13 protein-coding genes, 1 tRNA gene and 1 pseudogene are annotated in these 16,145 nt (G+C 70.8%); 7 read left to right on the plus strand and 8 right to left on the minus strand.

The genetic code is table 11. The annotated features are described in order from the left end of the window. Positions 1-301 precede the first annotated feature (301 nt). Both ACIP82_RS23485 and ACIP82_RS23490 read left to right on the plus strand, forming a co-directional pair. Positions 302-877 (plus strand): nucleosidase, encoded by a 576-nt coding sequence (locus ACIP82_RS23485; RefSeq protein ID WP_363608070.1) that lies wholly within the window; start codon positions 302-304, stop codon positions 875-877. Positions 878-909: 32 nt separating this feature from the next. Then, the gene (locus ACIP82_RS23490; protein WP_400655828.1) at positions 910-1,428 is read left to right on the plus strand and encodes a DinB family protein; all 519 of its coding nucleotides are present in this window, start codon (positions 910-912) and stop codon (positions 1,426-1,428) included. 56 nt (positions 1,429-1,484) lie between these two features. Here the strand turns inward: ACIP82_RS23490 and ACIP82_RS23495 are convergent, their stop codons facing one another. Both ACIP82_RS23495 and ACIP82_RS23500 read right to left on the minus strand, forming a co-directional pair. Next, positions 1,485-2,402, minus strand: a complete 918-nt coding sequence (locus ACIP82_RS23495) for a helix-turn-helix transcriptional regulator (RefSeq protein WP_400655830.1) — start codon at positions 2,400-2,402, stop codon at positions 1,485-1,487. A 904-nt stretch (positions 2,403-3,306) separates the two neighbouring features. Then, positions 3,307-3,918 (minus strand): cysteine hydrolase family protein, encoded by a 612-nt coding sequence (locus tag ACIP82_RS23500; RefSeq protein ID WP_363608067.1) that lies wholly within the window; start codon positions 3,916-3,918, stop codon positions 3,307-3,309. 150 nt (positions 3,919-4,068) lie between these two features. Here ACIP82_RS23500 and ACIP82_RS23505 point away from each other — a divergent pair, with 150 nt between their 5' ends. Beyond that, entirely contained in the window at positions 4,069-5,034 is a 966-nt protein-coding gene (locus ACIP82_RS23505) for a GlxA family transcriptional regulator (RefSeq protein ID WP_400655834.1), read from the plus strand. Here ACIP82_RS23505 and ACIP82_RS23510 read toward each other — a convergent pair. Continuing rightward, positions 5,031-5,540, minus strand: a complete 510-nt coding sequence (locus ACIP82_RS23510) for a hypothetical protein (RefSeq protein WP_400655837.1) — start codon at positions 5,538-5,540, stop codon at positions 5,031-5,033. The genes ACIP82_RS23505 and ACIP82_RS23510 overlap by 4 nt on opposite strands. Before the next feature lie 133 nt (positions 5,541-5,673). On the opposite strand from ACIP82_RS23510, the gene ACIP82_RS23515 reads away from it, so the two are divergent. Then, positions 5,674-6,024 carry a hypothetical protein gene (locus tag ACIP82_RS23515; protein ID WP_400655839.1) on the plus strand — a complete coding sequence of 117 codons (351 nt, stop codon included), beginning with the start codon at positions 5,674-5,676 and terminating at the stop codon, positions 6,022-6,024. 130 nt (positions 6,025-6,154) lie between these two features. Here ACIP82_RS23515 and ACIP82_RS23520 read toward each other — a convergent pair whose 3' ends face one another. After that, positions 6,155-7,924, minus strand: coding sequence for an amidohydrolase (locus tag ACIP82_RS23520; protein WP_400655842.1), 1,770 nt, complete (start codon positions 7,922-7,924; stop codon positions 6,155-6,157). A gap of 396 nt (positions 7,925-8,320) precedes the next feature. On the opposite strand from ACIP82_RS23520, the gene ACIP82_RS23525 reads away from it, so the two are divergent. Together ACIP82_RS23525 and ACIP82_RS23530 are read left to right on the plus strand one after the other, a co-directional pair. Then, positions 8,321-9,655 carry a hypothetical protein gene (locus tag ACIP82_RS23525; protein WP_400655845.1) on the plus strand — a complete coding sequence of 445 codons (1,335 nt, stop codon included), beginning with the start codon at positions 8,321-8,323 and terminating at the stop codon, positions 9,653-9,655. Positions 9,656-9,717: 62 nt separating this feature from the next. Then, positions 9,718-9,801, plus strand: a tRNA-Leu gene (locus tag ACIP82_RS23530). 184 nt (positions 9,802-9,985) lie between these two features. Here the strand turns inward: ACIP82_RS23530 and ACIP82_RS23535 are convergent. Next, entirely contained in the window at positions 9,986-11,320 is a 1,335-nt protein-coding gene (locus ACIP82_RS23535) for an NAD(P)/FAD-dependent oxidoreductase (protein WP_400655848.1), read from the minus strand. Between the two features lie 144 nt (positions 11,321-11,464). After that, the gene (locus ACIP82_RS23540) at positions 11,465-12,091 is read right to left on the minus strand and encodes a TetR/AcrR family transcriptional regulator C-terminal ligand-binding domain-containing protein (protein ID WP_400655850.1); all 627 of its coding nucleotides are present in this window, start codon (positions 12,089-12,091) and stop codon (positions 11,465-11,467) included. Positions 12,092-12,203: 112 nt separating this feature from the next. Between ACIP82_RS23540 and ACIP82_RS23545 the strand changes: the two genes are divergently transcribed. Further along, a complete protein-coding gene (locus ACIP82_RS23545; RefSeq protein ID WP_400655853.1) occupies positions 12,204-13,256 on the plus strand; it encodes an alpha/beta hydrolase in 1,053 nt (350 codons plus the stop codon). A gap of 270 nt (positions 13,257-13,526) precedes the next feature. On the opposite strand, the gene ACIP82_RS23550 is transcribed toward ACIP82_RS23545, so the two are convergent. Both ACIP82_RS23550 and ACIP82_RS23555 read right to left on the minus strand, forming a co-directional pair. After that, entirely contained in the window at positions 13,527-15,458 is a 1,932-nt protein-coding gene (locus ACIP82_RS23550; RefSeq protein WP_400655856.1) for a hypothetical protein, read from the minus strand. Between the two features lie 37 nt (positions 15,459-15,495). Then, positions 15,496-16,145: pseudogene (locus tag ACIP82_RS23555) on the minus strand (hypothetical protein); the annotation flags it as partial.

Below are 16,145 nucleotides of genomic sequence, written 5' to 3' on the forward strand. Positions count from 1 at the left end.
GCCCGGCTCCTGTGTACGTACTGGTGTCGCCACCCGCCTCACCCTCCCCTGTGGCCCGCCCCGTCATCCGGGGCCCGGCCGTTGCCAGCAGTATGGCCGTCAGTCCCCGCGGCCACACCCGACTTGCGCCGATCTTGAGCATCTCCGAGCGGCGGAACGGCCGCTGCCGCCGGACGCGGGGCGGGCGGCGATCGCTGCGACGCGGGATGCACCCTATGCGGTTCCCCGGACAGTCGGAGGGGAGGGGTCCGCTTGTGTCCGGGCACCGGTTCGGCGGGGACCGCTCCGTACCATGGGCCGTATGCGCCTGCTTGGAACCATCTCCGCCGACCGTCCGCTGCTCGTCGTCGCCGTCCGGGAGGAGGCCGCCCACCTCGGCGACCGGCTCCCCGTGCTGCTCACCGGCATCGGCAAGGTCAACGCCGCCGCCGCGCTGGCCACCGTCCTCGCCCGGGGGGAGCACCCCAGCGAGGTGGTCAACCTCGGCACCGCCGGCGCCCTGCGCCCCGGCTGGGAAGGCACCCACCAGGTCACCCAGGTGCTCCAGCACGACATCGACACCCCGGCCCTGTACGCCCTCACCGGCCGCACCTACGGCGCGCCGCTCGTCGTCGGCAAGGGCGACGGCCCGGTACTGGCCACCGGCGACCTCTTCGTCTCCGACCCGGCCGCCCGCGAGCGCCTGGCCGAGCACGCCGACCTGGTCGACATGGAGGGCTACGCCCTCGCCACCGTCGCCCACCGGGCGGGCGTGCCCGTCCGGCTGGTCAAGCACGTCAGCGACGAGGCCGGCGCGGACGCCGGGCACACCTGGCGCGAGTCGGTCGACGACTGCGCACGCCACCTCGCCGACTGGCTGCACACCCAGGGCTGGTGACGGTGCGGCCGGAGCGATTCAGGGGGGTACGAGTGAACGGGAAGACCACACCGTCCGTGGGCCGCGACGTCCGCCCGCCCGGGCTCAACGCCGACGAGCCGACCACCCTGCTCACCTTTCTCGACTACCTGCGCGAGGCCGTCATCGGCAAGACCGCGGGGCTCTCCGACGAGGACGCCCGGCGGCCCGGCGTCGCCTCCGGCACCAGCCTGCTCTGGCTGGTGCGGCACCTCACCGCCGTCGAACTCAACTGGTTCGTCTGGGCCTACCGGGGCGCGGACGTCGAACCCTGGGACGACGACGCGCCCTCGCCCGGCGACGAGACGGTGGCCGGATCGGTCGCCGCCTACCGGGCCGCGATCGCCCGGGCCAACGAGGTGATCGCCGCCGCGGCCACCGACCTCGACCACCCCGGCGTGCGCTCGCTGCGCCCCGACGCCGAAGCCCCGTCGATGCGCTGGCTGCTCGTCCACATGATCGAGGAGACCGGCCGGCACGCCGGCCACGCCGACATCCTCCGCGAACAGCTGGACGGTTCGGTCGGTCGCTAGGGCTTGGGCCGGGCACCGACCGCTGCCGGCGGGGGCGGCAGCGGCCCGCGAAGCGCTCAGGCCGCGATGGAGAGAACCCGCTGAATCGCCCCTGATGCCCCGCCCGGCTCTTCGTCCTCCGCCACCGGGGCGAAGGCGGCGTGCGGATGCTCCCGAAGCAACTCCATCCACGTGCGGACCGTGGTTCCGTGCGGTACGGGGACGACGCTGACCGGGCGGGCCGGTAGCCGCGGCGACATCACGGATGCCACAAGGCTGTTGTCGATCATCGTTACCAGGATCGACTGGTGGCCGATCCGTCCGATGCGTTCCATGACATGACGCGCGGGCTCGTCGGCGGCCGCCACGATCAGGTCGTGCTCACCGGATCCTGCGCCACCGTCGATGCTGGAGAGGAAGTTCATGAAACCGGTGATGTCGTTCGACCGGAGACGTTCGATCACGGCATCCCGCGCCAGATTGAATGACGGGTCGTCCGACGCCGCGCGGAAGTTCAGGGACATCGAGTTCGCGACGGCGAAGTCGATCTCGGTCATCTCTTCCCGTGTCGGGTAGGCGATGTCATCGGCCAGGCCGTGCTGGGCCAGCCACTGATTGACCTCGGTCCACAGCCAGACCTGGGAGCGGCCCGCCGTACCTTCCGGAGGGGGGAAGGGGGTGCCTCCCGACTTGCGGCTTCCGTTGATCCACTGGGCCACGTTCTGGCGGGTCCGGTCGGTCCGGTCGGCAATCTCGTGGATGCCCACGAGATCTCGGTCGAGCCTCAGCACCCGAAGCTGGGGAAGTGTCGCGTGTGCCACCGACACCGCACCGAGTGCGGCCTGGACAGCAGTGGCGCCGTCAAAGGCGACCGTCAACAAATTCAAGCCGCCCGCGCGGGCCAGCATTGCATCCATCTGCTCGCGGAGGGTTTCAACCGCCGAATCGTCGTCTACATCGACACCGGCGACAACGAAGGTGAACTCGTACTCCATGGCGTCCCCCTTCTGCTCGACATCCTCACGATGGCAGAAGTGTTGTCGTTCGTCAACGGTTAAATAGCCATAAAGTGGACATTTCGCTGTGTGACTAGTTGCGGGGCAACCCTGTCAGGCTTCGGTTGGCGGCCTCGGGCGGCAGTGGGCAGCGGGCGGCCGTACGGTTGATCCGCTTGGCTTCGTTTCCGGCATTCCTCGGGGTGCTGCTGATCGGGATCGTGGTGCACCGGGCCGCGCACGGGCAGTAAAGCCTGCCCCAGTGTCCGTCCTGGTGGAGGGCCCAGCCTTGGGCCACCCACTTTTCCAACGCCTCCCGAATCTCCTTCTTCGGGTGGCCGCCCGGCGACAGGGGGGCGCCTACCACCAGGGCACCTCCATCGGGCTGTGTCCGGCATGCCGCCCGGCCGGGTGCGCCGCCGCGCATCCGGAGAGTCGAACGTCGAGGCGGGAGGAAGCGGCCTCGGTGACGGCTCTGGCCGGGGCCGAGTCAAGGTCGAGCAGAGACACCAAGTGCCCTTTCGCGCGCTCACGGCCCCGGTTGGAGTGCTGTCCGGCCTGGGCGTGTCTGCGCCGCGGCTTCAGCGGGCCGTTCGGGTGGTGCGAAAAGCCTAGCCCTCTGCGGGGCCGTGCCGCTTCCGTGCCGCGAAGCAGCTGGTTGTATGTCAGTTCCTCACCCTGTGCCGCGGTTCAGCGCGGCCGTCCCCCCAGGAGCGGTCGCGTTGTCGGGTCGGGGTTGGCGCTGACGGTGTTCCGGGCGGCGGCGGCCGCCGCGCTCTGGCTTGAACTCCCCGCCAAGGTCGATGCGTTGGCCCGCCGTTACGAGGTGGCCACCGGTCCCGGCCGGGATGTCGTGCTACTCGACGGGGTGGAGGGGACGGTCCATGAGCGACTGAGTGGCTGGTCAGCTGATCACGGCGGCCGACTGGGCCGCCGCCACCACGGCCTCGGTGGTGGTGACCTTGGCGAACCGCATCGCGTGCAGCACCGCCCCGGTGGCGCGGGCGAGTTCGGCGGCCGGGACGGTCACGCCGTCCGGGCCGGCCATGTCGAAGGTGTGCATGGCGTCGGCCGGGAAGACGGTGTCGTAGCCGAGGTTGCCGGCCATCCGTGCGGTGGTCTCGTTGCACACGTTCGTCATGATCCCGGTGATCACCACCTGCCGTGCGCCCCGCTGCTGGAGCCAGGCGTGCAGGTCCGGCGTGCCGTAGAAGGCGCTGTTGACCGGCTTGGTGATGTGCAGGTCCGCGCGCACGCCCGCGACCACGTCCTTGAGCTCGAACCCGGAAGTCCCCGGCACCAGCGGTCCGACCTGCGACGCGTGCTGCACCACCACGATCGGTCGTCCGGTGCTCTCCCATGCGGAGACCAGCTCGCCGATCCGCTGCTCGGCCTCCGGGTTGTCGCGGGTGCCCCAGAACGCGTAGTCCTCGAAACCCTTCTGAACGTCGATCAGGACGAGGACGGAGTCGGTGTCAATGGTCAGTGGCGCGTCGAGCGCGCTGGTGTTGGTCATGGCTCCATCCTGCAACGCGACGTGTACCGTCCGTGATGGGTCGTGGTGCCAGGTATCGATAGATTTCTGCCAGGGTGCGCGGTCCGGTCCCACCGGCCGGGCACGTGTTGGTTCCGGGCCCCAGGGGTCGGCCGCCGCTAGATTTCTGCCATGCGCAGGGTGGGTTGTCTGATCTTCGATGGTGTCCGGCCGTTCGACTACGCGGTGATCGGGGAGGTGTGGTCGAACCGGGTCACCCGGCCCGGGCTGCCCCATTTCGAGCTGCGGGTGTGCGGACCGGACGGCGCCCGGGTGCGGCTCGGGGGCGGCCTGGAGCGGGTGCCGGACTTCGGGCTGGACGCCCTGCTGGACTGCGATCTGATCGTCGTGCCCGGGCTGGAGAACCCGACGGAGCCGCGCGATCCGGCGGTCCTGGCGGCGCTGCGGGCCGCACACGAACGGGGCGTGTCGATCGCCTCGCTCTGCGCGGGCGCGTTCGTCCTCGCCGAGGCCGGGCTGCTGGAGGGCCGTACCGCCACCACCCACTGGGCCCTCGCGCCCGAACTCGCCCGCCGCTTCCCGGCCGTGGACGTCCACCCCGAGGTGCTGTTCACCGGCGGGGGCGACCTGTGGACCTCCGCCGGAGTGGCGGCCGGTATCGACCTCTGTCTGCACCTGGTCCGCGCCGCGCACGGCCAGCAGGCCGCCGCCGCGATCGCCCGTGCGATGGTCACCGCTCCGTTCCGGCCCGGCGGCCAGGCCCAGTTCATCCCCTCCCCGGTGCCGGAGGACGCCGGCCGCGGCGACGACACGCTGGCCCGGGCCCGCGCGGAGATCCTGGGCTCGCTGGACACCCCGTGGAGCGTCCGCCGGATGGCCGGGCTGGCGCTGATGTCGGAGCGCTCCTTCGCCCGCCGCTTCGGCGAGACCACCGGCACCACCCCGCTGCGGTGGCTGCTGGAGCAGCGGGTCCTGGCGGCGCAGCGGCTGCTGGAAGAGACCGACCTGCCGGTGGACGCCATCGCCGTCCGCTGCGGCTTCGGCTCGGCGGTGTCCCTGCGGCCCGCCTTCGTGGCACGGGTCGGCGTCGCCCCGCGCGAGTACCGGCGGACCTTCCGGGGACGGGAGGCCGGTTAGAACGCGGCGGGCGGGCGGAGGGCGAGGTCGGAGGCGAGCGCCCAGTGCTCGTCGGGCGCGGTGACGATGAGGTACCCGGCGCCGTGCGGGAGCCGGGCGCTGGTGCAGCCTTCGGCGGAGTACGCGTCGACGGCGACGGCGACCCCGTCCAGCCGGACCTCGGTGCGCCGGGAGTCCGGAGTGATGACGCGGCCCCGGTACGGACCTGGCCCGAGCCGATCCGAGTTGGCGAGGAAGACCTGGAGCTGGGTCTCGGGTGTGGTCAGCGACTTCACCCGGTGACTCTCGGGCACGGGCCGTGAGGTCTGGACGATCGCGACCAGGTCCTTGTTCACGTGGTAGTTGACGTCGAGGTGGCAGAGGAACCCGTTGGAATTCTGCCGCCCCAGCAGCGTGAACCACTCGCCCGGAGGCTGCCGCAGGACGGCGATCGGCTCGCCGAAATCCTCGGCCACCTCGCGGGAGGACGGGATGCGGAAGTCGCGCGGGCCGGTGCTGCGGAACATGGATGCACCCCAATTGCTTTGGATGGGAAAGGCATTGGTCAAGTACACCATCGGCGTGGAGGGGTGTCGACGGGATTCGAAACCTTGGCTCAGGGTTCGTCCAGGCGTCGAGGTGGGAACTCAGCGTGATCGCGTGGCCGCCGAGGGTGTGAAGAACTGGACTGCCGATGTGAGCGTTGCGCACGACTGCGAGGACATACACCACCTGGTGGATCGGATGACCCCGGCCCAGGTGCGGCGATTGATGCTGCTCGTCACGCAGGACGAGGAACTGGCGCCGGTGGCGGAGGGCCTGACCGCGGAGGACGAGACTCGGGAGGCGGAGGCCGGGCACTCCGACCGGCTGCTGTCCCTTGCGGGAATCATCGATGGTCCGGCGGACCTTGCCGAGCGGCTGGGCGTGGATCGGGTGGCGACGTTGGATCGTCGGCACTTCACGGTCGTGAAGCCCGCGCATTGCGCCGTTCTCACCTTGCTGCCCTGAGTCGCACAGCGCATCGATGGCGCGTCGGCAGGTCGGCCGACGCGCCATCGCGGATCGTCGTCGGTGAGTGTTCGGAGGCCGGCAGCCGCCGGTTGCGGCGGCGGCCGGCCTCCGACCGTCCCGGGGCGGGTCAGCAGTTGCAGTGCCACTGGTAGTCGACCGGGGGAGTCCGGACGGCGCCGTGGGGGACGGTGCGGGAGGCGATCGCCGGGTGGATCGTCCGGCCGGCCTTGATGGTCTCGGCGACCTTGATGTGCTGGATCTCCTCCGGGGCGACCGTCACGGGGTTGGCGCTGAGGATGACCAGGTCGGCGAGTTTGCCGACCTCGATGCTGCCCTTGGTGTCCTGCTCGAAGTACTGGTGGGCGGCGTTGATGGTGATCGACCGGACGGCGTCCAGGGCCGACACGCACTGGTCCGGGCCGAGGACGACCTTGTCGGTGCGGGTGCGGCGGGTGACCTGGCTGGACAGGATGGCGATCGAGTTGGGCAGCGCCACCGGGGCGTCGTGGTGCGAGGTGTAGATCATGCGGCGCTCCAGCGCCCAGCGGGCCGGGGAGATGTTCGCGGCGCGCTCCTCGCCGAGGACGGTCTTTCGGTACCAGTCGCCCCAGTAGTAGGTGTGCATGGAGAAGAACGACGGGATGATGCCGAGCAGGGCGAAGTCGTTGATCTGGTCATGGCGGGCGGTCTGGGCGTGGATCGCGACCGTCCGCCGGTCGCCGGGCCCGGCCTCCTCGGTGGCGGCCCTGACCGCGCCGATGAACTGGTCGATCGAGGCGTCCCCGTTGACGTGCGCGAGCACCTGCCAGCCGCGCTCGTACGCCGTCCGCACCTGGGTCAGGACGACGGCGTCGTCCTTGATGGTGGGGTAGCCGCAGTAGTCGTCCGGCTTGCCCGCCGGGGGCTTCGCGTACGGCTTGGTGAGCCAGGCGGTGCGGCCCTGCGGGGAGCCGTCCAGGTACATCTTCACGCCTGCGGCCCGCACACCGTTGACGTACTTCGGGCCTGCCTCGACCGGGTCCCCGATCGTGTCCCGGTTCAGCACCGCCGCCGTGGACTCGTCGGCCCGCGCGTAGGCGACGACGTCGATCTCGAACGGCACGGCGGCGGCGATCGCCCGCAGGATGTCCAGGTTCTCCAGGGTGGTGCCGCCCTCCTGGACCGTCGTGAAGCCGAACGAGGCCGCCGACTCCGCCCCCTTGCCGAACAGGCCGAGCCGCGCGGACTCCGGCAGGCCCGCCATCGCCGCCGCCGAGGCGGGGGAGAAGGCCGTCTCCTCCAGCACCCCGTTCGGCTCGCCGTGCGGAGGGGCTTCGACGTCCTCCCGGCGGCGGATGACGCCGCCGTCGGGGTCGTCGCTGTCCGGGGTGTAGCCGAGCGCCGCCAGCCCCAGGCTGTTCACCGCCCCCAGGTGGAAGGACTGGTGGATCGCCAGCACCGGCCGCTCGGTGGACACCTCGTCCAGGTCGTCCCGGGTGGGGTGCACACCCTCTTCCAGCACGGCGTCGTCGTAGCCGAAGCCGACGATCCACTCCGAGGCGCGCCCGACCGGTGTGTCCGCCCAGTCCCGCAGCTTCTGCTGGAGCGAGGCGATGTCGGTGACGTCGCCGTCCGGGTCGGCCAGCAGATTGGCGATGGTGGCCTGGAGGCCGATGCCCCCGAGGTGGCCGTGCGCGTCGATGAACCCCGGGAGCAGCGCCCGGCCTTCGAGATCACGCACCTGCGTGGCGGGACCGCGCCAGCGGTCGAGGGCCGCGGCGTGGTCGCCGACGAAGACGATGATGCCGTTCTTCACCGCCACGGCCTCGGCGGTGGGCGGCTCGGCCACCGTCACGATCTCACCGTTGTGGAAGATGAGGTCGGCCTCGTCGTACGGTGCCTGCGGCTGATCGCCCATGCTGCTTCCTCTCGCGCCGATTGCGGTCTGTCGTGCGGGCACTACCCCGGGTGATCGATCGTCAACCCCGCTTCGTCACACGGTGATCACGCTCTGCGTGCGTCCGAAGGCGGGGCCCGTGCGCCCGGGTGCGGGGGGCGATCGGCGCCCGGGCGAACTCGCCGATCCCGCCCGCACCCGGGCGGCAACCCCGGTGCTCGGTCGGCTCGTTGGCGAGGGGTGGCCCGCGTCCGCCCTCCTTTTCCCCGCCTGGCTGACCGTTTCTGATCGCCTGGCGATCCTGACCAAACATTTTCGATCACTCTGCGTTTTGGGCTGGTGCTGTGAGTAGTCGAGCAGTTAGCGTCGCCCAGCGTGCACGGATGATCCCTGTTCGATCAACAGAGGTGGTAGTTCATGGCACAGGAACCCAGGGTCGATGTCGCCCTCACCCTCCTGGAGGGCCAGGCGGAGCCCTCCCGGGCGGAGCTGGCGGAGGCGACCGCCCAGCTGACGCCGGGGATCTGGTTCACCACGGCGTTGACCGCCCCCGCCGATGGACGGCAGCCCGACGTGGTGTGGGACCTGACCGGTGCCTCGCCCTACGAGGGCCAGGTCGCGAAGGGCCAGGCCGCGGTCTACTACGCCAACCCGAAGTTCGGCCTCAGCCGGCCGTTCATCTTCTCGGACGGCTTCAGCTACGGCCCGAGCGACCTGCCCGGGCTGTTCGCGCACTTCAACCAGGAGTACGAGGCCGGCAAGCCGGGCTTCCTCGACCAGCTGCTGCGCCGTGGCATCGACGTGATCCTGCTCGGCTTCGAGGAGCGGCACACCCACATCCAGGCCAACGCCGAGGTCGCGATCAGCGCCATCCTCAGGGCGATCGAGGAGCGCAAGAGCGACACGCCGCTGACCGTCGGCGGGGTGAGCATGGGCGGGATCGTCACCCGCTACGCGCTCGCCAAGCTGGAGTCCCAGCAGGTCGACCACCAGACCGCGACGTACCTCTCGTACGACTCGCCGCACAACGGCGCCTGGATCCCGCTGATCCTCCAGCAGATGGCCTACTTCTTCGAGGACTTCACCCCGGCCGGGCCCGATGGGGCCAAGCAGGCCGATCTGATCCGGAGCCCCGCCGCGCAGCAGCTGCTCTGGGCCTGGGTGGAGAACTCCAAGTACGAGGGCCCGGTGGCCGCGCGGTCCAGCGAACTGCGGGACGACTTCCTGCGGGACTTCCAGAGCATCGGCAACTTCCCGCAGCGCCCGCTCAAGCTCGGCGTCGCCAACGGCCGGGGCGACGGCGTCGGCCTTCCGCTGCCGACGGGCGAGGTCGCCTTCGACTGGCAGGCCCTGATCGCCAGCGCCACCGCCCGGTTCCAGCCGGACAAGGGCGAGAAGCAGAAGATCGGCGGCATGCACCTCGGCCTGGCGGTGCGTCGCAGCACCACCACCGAGGTCCCGGCGCTGGACAACGCGCCCGGCGGCACGATGGGCACCTTCGGCCTGGTCGCGGACGCGCTCAAGGCGAAGATCGCCGACGACTACCGCAGCGGCGCCTTCGTCCCGGCCGTCAGCGCGGTGGCGCTCGACTACGACCCGGCGAAGTGGGACGTCGACCTGAAGGCTCCCGTCCCCACGCCCGACAGCGGGAAGAGCCACCTGGACGACTACGCCCTCGACACCGACAACAACGAGCACGGCCACATCTCCGGCGCCCTGATCGACTGGATCGTCGAGCGCATCGCCCCCTGACCCTTCCGGCCTGGTCCGGAGCACCCCCGCGGATGGGCTACGATTTACCCCATCACCCAGATGCGCGGGTGGCGGAATAGGCAGACGCGCTGGATTCAGGTTCCAGTGCCCGAAAGGGCGTGGGGGTTCAACTCCCCCCTCGCGCACAAAAGGTCAACCGACCCAATGCGGCCGGTCAAACCGACACCATGTCGGTTTGACCGGCCGTTTTGATGTCAGGAGACGCGGATCGCCCCTCACGACACCGTGAGGGGCGATCCGTGTTTTCGCTGTTCAGGTGGGGTGTGGGGGGTGGTGGCGGCCGGGCGCGGCCCGGGTGTGCGCCGGGGGTCAGGCCAGGTAGTAATAGGGGGCCGCCCGGCCTGCCTCGGCGTCGAGGACCTTGGGGTTGGCCTTCAGGTAGTTGTGCATGGCCAGGGCGGCCTCCGTGCCCTCGCCCGCGGCGGTGGCGATGCGGCGTTCGGCGCGGTAGCGGACGTCTCCGGCCGCGAAGACGCCGGGTTTGTTGGTGGCCATGTCGGTCACGTTCTCGAGGTCCTTCTTGTGCTCCTCGTATTTGAACGTCCCCTTCTTGATGGCGTCGAGGAAGATGTCCAGGCCGGTGGCGGCGAGTCCGTACTTGTCCGTCTCGTTCTTGCGGACGACGGTGATGCCCGCGTCCTCGATCCACTTGGTCTGGGGGTCGGCACTGATGAGGGCGTAGACGGCGGTGACGGCGTACGACTTGGCCTTGGCGACCACCGTCAGTTTCGCGTTCGGGTTGTCCGGCGGCGGGGTCTTGATGGCGTCGAACTCGGTGGCCTCGGTGTTCTCCACGACGGTGATGTTCTTGTCGGCCTTGATCTTGTCGGAGATCACCTTGAGCATCGTTTTGGTCAAGGTGTCGCGGATCAGCATGACAACCTTGGCGCCCTTGCCGGAGAACATGAGCGCGGCCCGTCCGGCCGAGTCGCCGCCGCCGATGACCACGATCGTGTCCTTCGCCGTCACGCCCTCCGCGTCCGCGGGCAGGGCGTAGTAGTAGATGCCCTCGTCCTCGAAGGCGGCGGCGGTGGGCTGGGTCAGCTTGCGCGGGATGACGCCGGTGGCGAGCAGGACCAGTGAGGCGCTCACCGTCACGGCGTCGTGGGGGGCGTCCGAGTTCGTCGCGGTGATCTCGTGCTTCTTCGTCTTCGGATCGTCGCTGGGCTTGAAGGCCGTCACGCCGTAGCCGGGAAGCCACTGCGCCTCGAACTTCTTCGCCTGGAGGACGGCCCTGTGGCACAGGTCGCCGGCGTCGATCCCCTCATCGAACCCGAGGTAGTTGTCGATCTGGTTGACCGCCGTGGCGGCCGTTCCGCCGGGGGCGTACTGCTCGATGATGAGCGTGGTGAGGTCGTAGAGGCTGCGGGCGTTGATGGCTGCGGCCAGGCCGGCCGGGCCTCCCCCGATCACGACGAGGTCGTACGTCGAACTCTTCTTGGGAAGCAGCAGATCCATCGTCGCCGCGAGCTGGGCCGGCGTGGGGTTTTTGAGAGTCGTCGTGCCGACCGTCACCACGGTGTCCGTCGCGTTCGGATCGATCGTCACCTTGACGTCGTAGTCGCCGAGTTCCAGAAACCGCTTGATCCGTTCGACCGTCTTGTCCTTGGCTTTCGCCGTGATCGTGGCCGTGGGCTTCGGCATCGTGCTCCTCCTTGCGGACGGCGGGGTCCCGTTCGGGGCGGTGCCTGCGCTCCACCCGGCCTTTCCTGGAGGGTCGGGACGTCCGATGGGGCGCCATCCGGGCGGATCATGGACCTGAGGGGAAGGCCGGAAACCGAAGGGCGGTCAGCTGCGCCCGAACGAGTGGAGGGCCTGGCTCTTCCCCCTCAGTCCGTCCAGGACCATGTCCGTCAGGCGCTCCGGCAGGTCGGGCTCGATCGGGCGGTGGCCGAGCAGGGCGCGGGTCTGGAGCGGGGCGCAGAGCAGTTCCAGGGCCAGGGCCGTGTCGGTGTCCGTGGGGAGTTCCCCGCGCGCGACGGCCCGGCCGACGATGGCGCCGGCCTGGTCGAGGCGGGACTGCCAGAAGGTCTGCCAGGCCTCGGCGAGGTCGGGGTCGTCGGAACTGAGTACGGCCGCCCGGGCGACGGAGCGGCCGGTCGGGGTGGCGAGGTACTGGGCCAGCGCGCGGGCGAAGGCGGCCAGGTCGGTGCGGACGGCTCCGGTGTCGGGGACGGGGATGCCCTCGTTGCTGCCGGTGAGCATGGCATCCAGCACGAGCTTCTCCCGGGTGCCCCAACGCCGGTACACCGTGGTCTCGTTGACCCCTGCGCGCGCCGCCACCCCGGCGATGCTGAGCCGGTCGACGCCCTCCTCGGCCAGCAGCTCCGCGGCGGCCGCCAGAACGGCCTGGCGCACGCGCGCGGCACGGCCGCCCGGGCGGCGGCGGATCGGTTCCGGCTCTTCTTCGGTCATGTGGATCACCTCGGCCACCACATTAACGCAAGGATGCTTGCGTTAGGCGTCGCCCGGGCGCATAGTCGTTAACGCAGGAATTCCGGCTTTAAGTGCGACAGGAGGCACCACCATGTCCTTCACCTGGCCCCTGGACCCGCAGGACCTGTTCGTCGAGCGTTACCCGCAGATGGCCCTCGGCCTGCCCGCCGACGAGGTGGACGCGGTCCGCGCCGCCGTCACCGAGATGTGGCCCGACCGGCCCGGCGGCTGGGTGTACGAGTGGTCCGCCCTCGCCGCCCGCCACGCCGAGGCCGGGCGCCACCGCCTGGCCGCGCAGGCGTACGGCTGGGCCAAGTTCCCCTCGCTCGCCGACGACCCGAAGCGCACCGCGCTCGCCCGCCAGGTCGAGCAGTACGTGCTCGCCGCCCCCGGCTTCCCGGTGGAGTTCGAGCGCCGCACGCTCACCGTCCCCTACCGCGGCGGCGACGCCACCTTGCCGGTCCACCTGATGGCCGCTCCCGGCCTGCCCGCCGACGCCCCGGTCGTCCTCGCCGGCGGCGGCGTGGACTCCTGGAAGACCGACCTGCACGGCATGTGGGAGCAGCTCGCGTTCACCCTGCCGGCGCGGCTGCTGCTGTTCGACCTCCCCGGCACCGGCGAGACCGCCCACCTGCCGATGACCCCGGCCGCCGGGGCCGAGGTGATCGCCGCACTGGTCGGCTTCGCCCGCGCGGCCGGCAACGGGAAGGTCGGCCACTTCGGCATCTCGATGGGCGGCTACTACTCCGCCCGGACCGGACTGACCGGGGTGGTGGACGCCTCCGTGGTGCTCGGCGGCCCGGTGGAGCGCTCCTTCGCTCCCGGTCGCGGTTTCGCCTTCGGCATGGACGGCATCGTCGGCAACGCCCTGGGCTTCGACGCCGTGCCGACCAGGGCTGAGCTCGACGAGGCCTTCGCGGCATTCGACCTGCGCCCGCTGCTGGACCAGGACGCCAACGGGCCGATGCTGGTGGTCAACGGCGCCGAGGACGTCCACGTCCCCCAGGACGACACCCTGGTGTTCGAGGGCCGCCGGGACACCCGGGTCGAACTGATCCCGGACACCGGCCACTGCGCCATCTCGCGCTTCGACGAGGCGATGGCCGTGATCGCCCCCTGGCTGAAGGACACCCTGACCGGCTGATTCGGCGCTTCTGCCACGGGAAGCTCACCGCGGCGGCCGGCTCAGGAGAGCGAAGGGGCTGCTCCGGGCGAGCAGCCAGCCGCGGGTGAGCGTCCGAACGGTGAGCGGCGTCCGGGAAATGATCTCCATCCGGCCGGGAACGCAGACGGGAGCGCCGGTGGATTGCTGCTGGTGGAGGATTGCGTCGGTTGGCCACGAACAGATGAGGCCGGTCAACCCCACGGTTGACCGGCCTCGTTGTTTTCCGTCGCTTCCTGCAACTCCTTCTCTTCACACCTGGAAGCTCTGGATGTCCGATGTCGAGCTCGTGAAGCCGTTGGTCGAAATGACCCTCACCTGAACCTGTGTCCCCGGAGAGAACTGGCTTCGGTCGATCGTGATCGTCGGGTTCTTCAGGCCGACCCCGACGGTCTGCCAGGTCCGTCCCCCATCAGTGCTGACCTGGGTCGCAAAGGTCTGACCGTCCTGCGGTACCGGGCCGAAGTCCAGATCCAGCCCGACGTTCCCGTCCTGTGCCGTCGTCGGACGGGCGCCGCGCAGGACCGGGGGCGGGGCTCCGGGGCGGAAGGTGTCCACGACCTGTCCGCCGACGAGCAGTTCGACGGACGCCGGGTCGGTCCCCACCGGGAGGACCGCGTCGACCAGGCCGGTGCGATCCTGCCCCGGTTCCGGGTCCGACGACAGCTTGACCGTGACCGGGAAGTCCTGCGGCGGTGCGCCGCCGGCCTGCTGGATCCGCAGGACCACCGGGACCCCTCCGTCCGGGCCGGTGCCGTCCGGCTGTTCGGCCTGTCCGGCCGGGGCCGGCCGGGCCGGTTGCTGGGCCGCCGCCGACACCGGGTTGACGAAGCGGATGGCACCGGCACGCTGGGTGAGGTTGACCGTCCCGACCACGCTGACGAGTTGCCCGGCGTCGGGTGCCGCTCCCCGTGCCGCTTCGTCGGCCGCCGGTATCGGGGCCGGCGCGGTGGTCACCGAGAGTTGCGGGAACCGGTCGTCGGGGCGGCCACCGCTCCGCGTGGTGACTCTCAGTTCGTGGGCGGCCTCGCGGAGCGGAGCCACCGGGGTGGGCGCCGGGGCGCCGGCTGCGAGGGAGTCCTCGGCCAGCAGGCGCCGGCGGATGCCCTCGTAGGTGTAGCTGCAGGGCCACTGGAGGTTGCAGTAGGTCATGACATCGTGCCAGGGCACCCCTGGCTTGGCGGCCATCGGCAGATTCAGCTGGGGGTCGCCCACGTCGAATCCGGCGAAGCTGTTCGCGTCGTCGGCCAGCTGTCCGTTCTGGAACGGGTAGTTCTGCAGGTCGTCCTTCGATTCACCGCAGAATCCCGGGTGCTTGCGGCCGTAGGTGTGGCCGAGTTCGTGCCCGCCGTACCAGTCGGCGTACGTGCCGTCGAAGTCCCAGCCCCAGGTGGCCGCACCGCACGGCGACGAGGCGACGGTGGTGGGATCGGGTGTGTCGGGCACCCCGGAGGCGCATCCGCGCATGAAGAACCCGCCGTCGGCCGCCTGGCCGATGTAGTGGGTGCGCCGGTCACCGCCGGCGCTGATGTCGAGCGCGCGGATGGCGGCGATCTGGGCGTTGGTGTCGGTGCACTGGAACGGCGGGGTGGCCGTGACGTCGATGACGGCGTGTGGTGCTTCGACGACGTCGGCCACCGGGTAGGCGCGCCTGAGCCAGCTGATCAGGAAGGTGTGGTCCATGTCCCGCGGGGTGTAGGTGACCGGGGGGTTCCCGGCGGTGGCCATGGTGTAGCGCAGCCCCAGGACCCGCACCCGGAGCGGCGGGGAGGTGTGGAACCACACGGTCGGGCCGATGGACGACCCTTTGAACGGGACGTCGGCACCCGTCATGGTGTCGGTCAGGGAGATCGAACTCACGCTGAGTGCCCCTTCGGCCGTCAGCACGCTCGGCACGACGAAGTTGAGGCTCAGACCTGCGTCGGCCCGACGGGTGGGCAGGTCCTTGGGCGTGGCCGGATCGAGGGAAACGGTATTGGCCGAGGAAACGGTGATCGGGGGATAGGTGGGCGACCGGAGCAGGGTCACGGTGCCGTTCACGCCGGTGGCGGGGCCGCTCGCGCCGCTCACGTAGGCGCGGATCACGGTGACCTTGCCGGCGATCAGGGTAACGCTGTGCTGGAGGTCCTGAATGGCCTGGGTGACCTCCGCGGCGTCCAGTACGGCGCGCGTCTGAGTAGTCATGACTGACCCCTTGGAGGAGCGTTCCGGCCCTTTCAGGCTATGCCGCCGCAGGGCTGTCCGCCGTTCGGCGGCGACCCCAGAAGGGGCTCAGAGGCCAACGCCTCTCCTGGTCGTACGCGTACGCATGATTCCTTCGGTAGGCCGCCGCGATGCCGTCCAGGAACGCCGTGTAGTCGGCGAGCGATGCCCTCGTCCGTTCCCCGTCGGCGAGGGAGTCGGCCACGGCCCGTCCGGCGCGGGCACCGGTGTGCAGTGCGGTGAGGATGCCCTGCGAGGAGAGCGGGTCGAAGGCGAGGGCGGCGTCCCCGGCCGCCACCCAGCCGGGCCCGGCCGCCGGGGTGAGCCGCAGGCCGTGGGCCGGCGTCCAGCGCGGCACGGGTGTCGCGGCCGGACCGTGTCCGGTCAGGCGGCGCCGGACGTGGACGGTGCGACTGAGCGCGTGCCAGAAGCCCTGCGGGGTCCGCAGGGACGGGTCGGCGAGGTCGGCGTCGGTCAGATGGGCGACCAGGCGCCCGGCCGGGATCCGGGTGGTGTACCACCAGCCGTGCGGCGCCGCCTCCACCAGGGTGCGGGCCTCGGCGTCCTCCGGGCCCTCCGGGCCCTCCGGGCCCTCCGGGCCCTCCGGGCCCTCCGGGCCCTCCGGGCCCTCCGGGCCCTCCGGGCCCTCCGGGCCCTCCGGGCCCTCCG

Origin of the sequence: Kitasatospora sp. NPDC088548 (assembly GCF_044753005.1) — a bacterium.
Taxonomy (GTDB): domain Bacteria; phylum Actinomycetota; class Actinomycetes; order Streptomycetales; family Streptomycetaceae; genus Kitasatospora.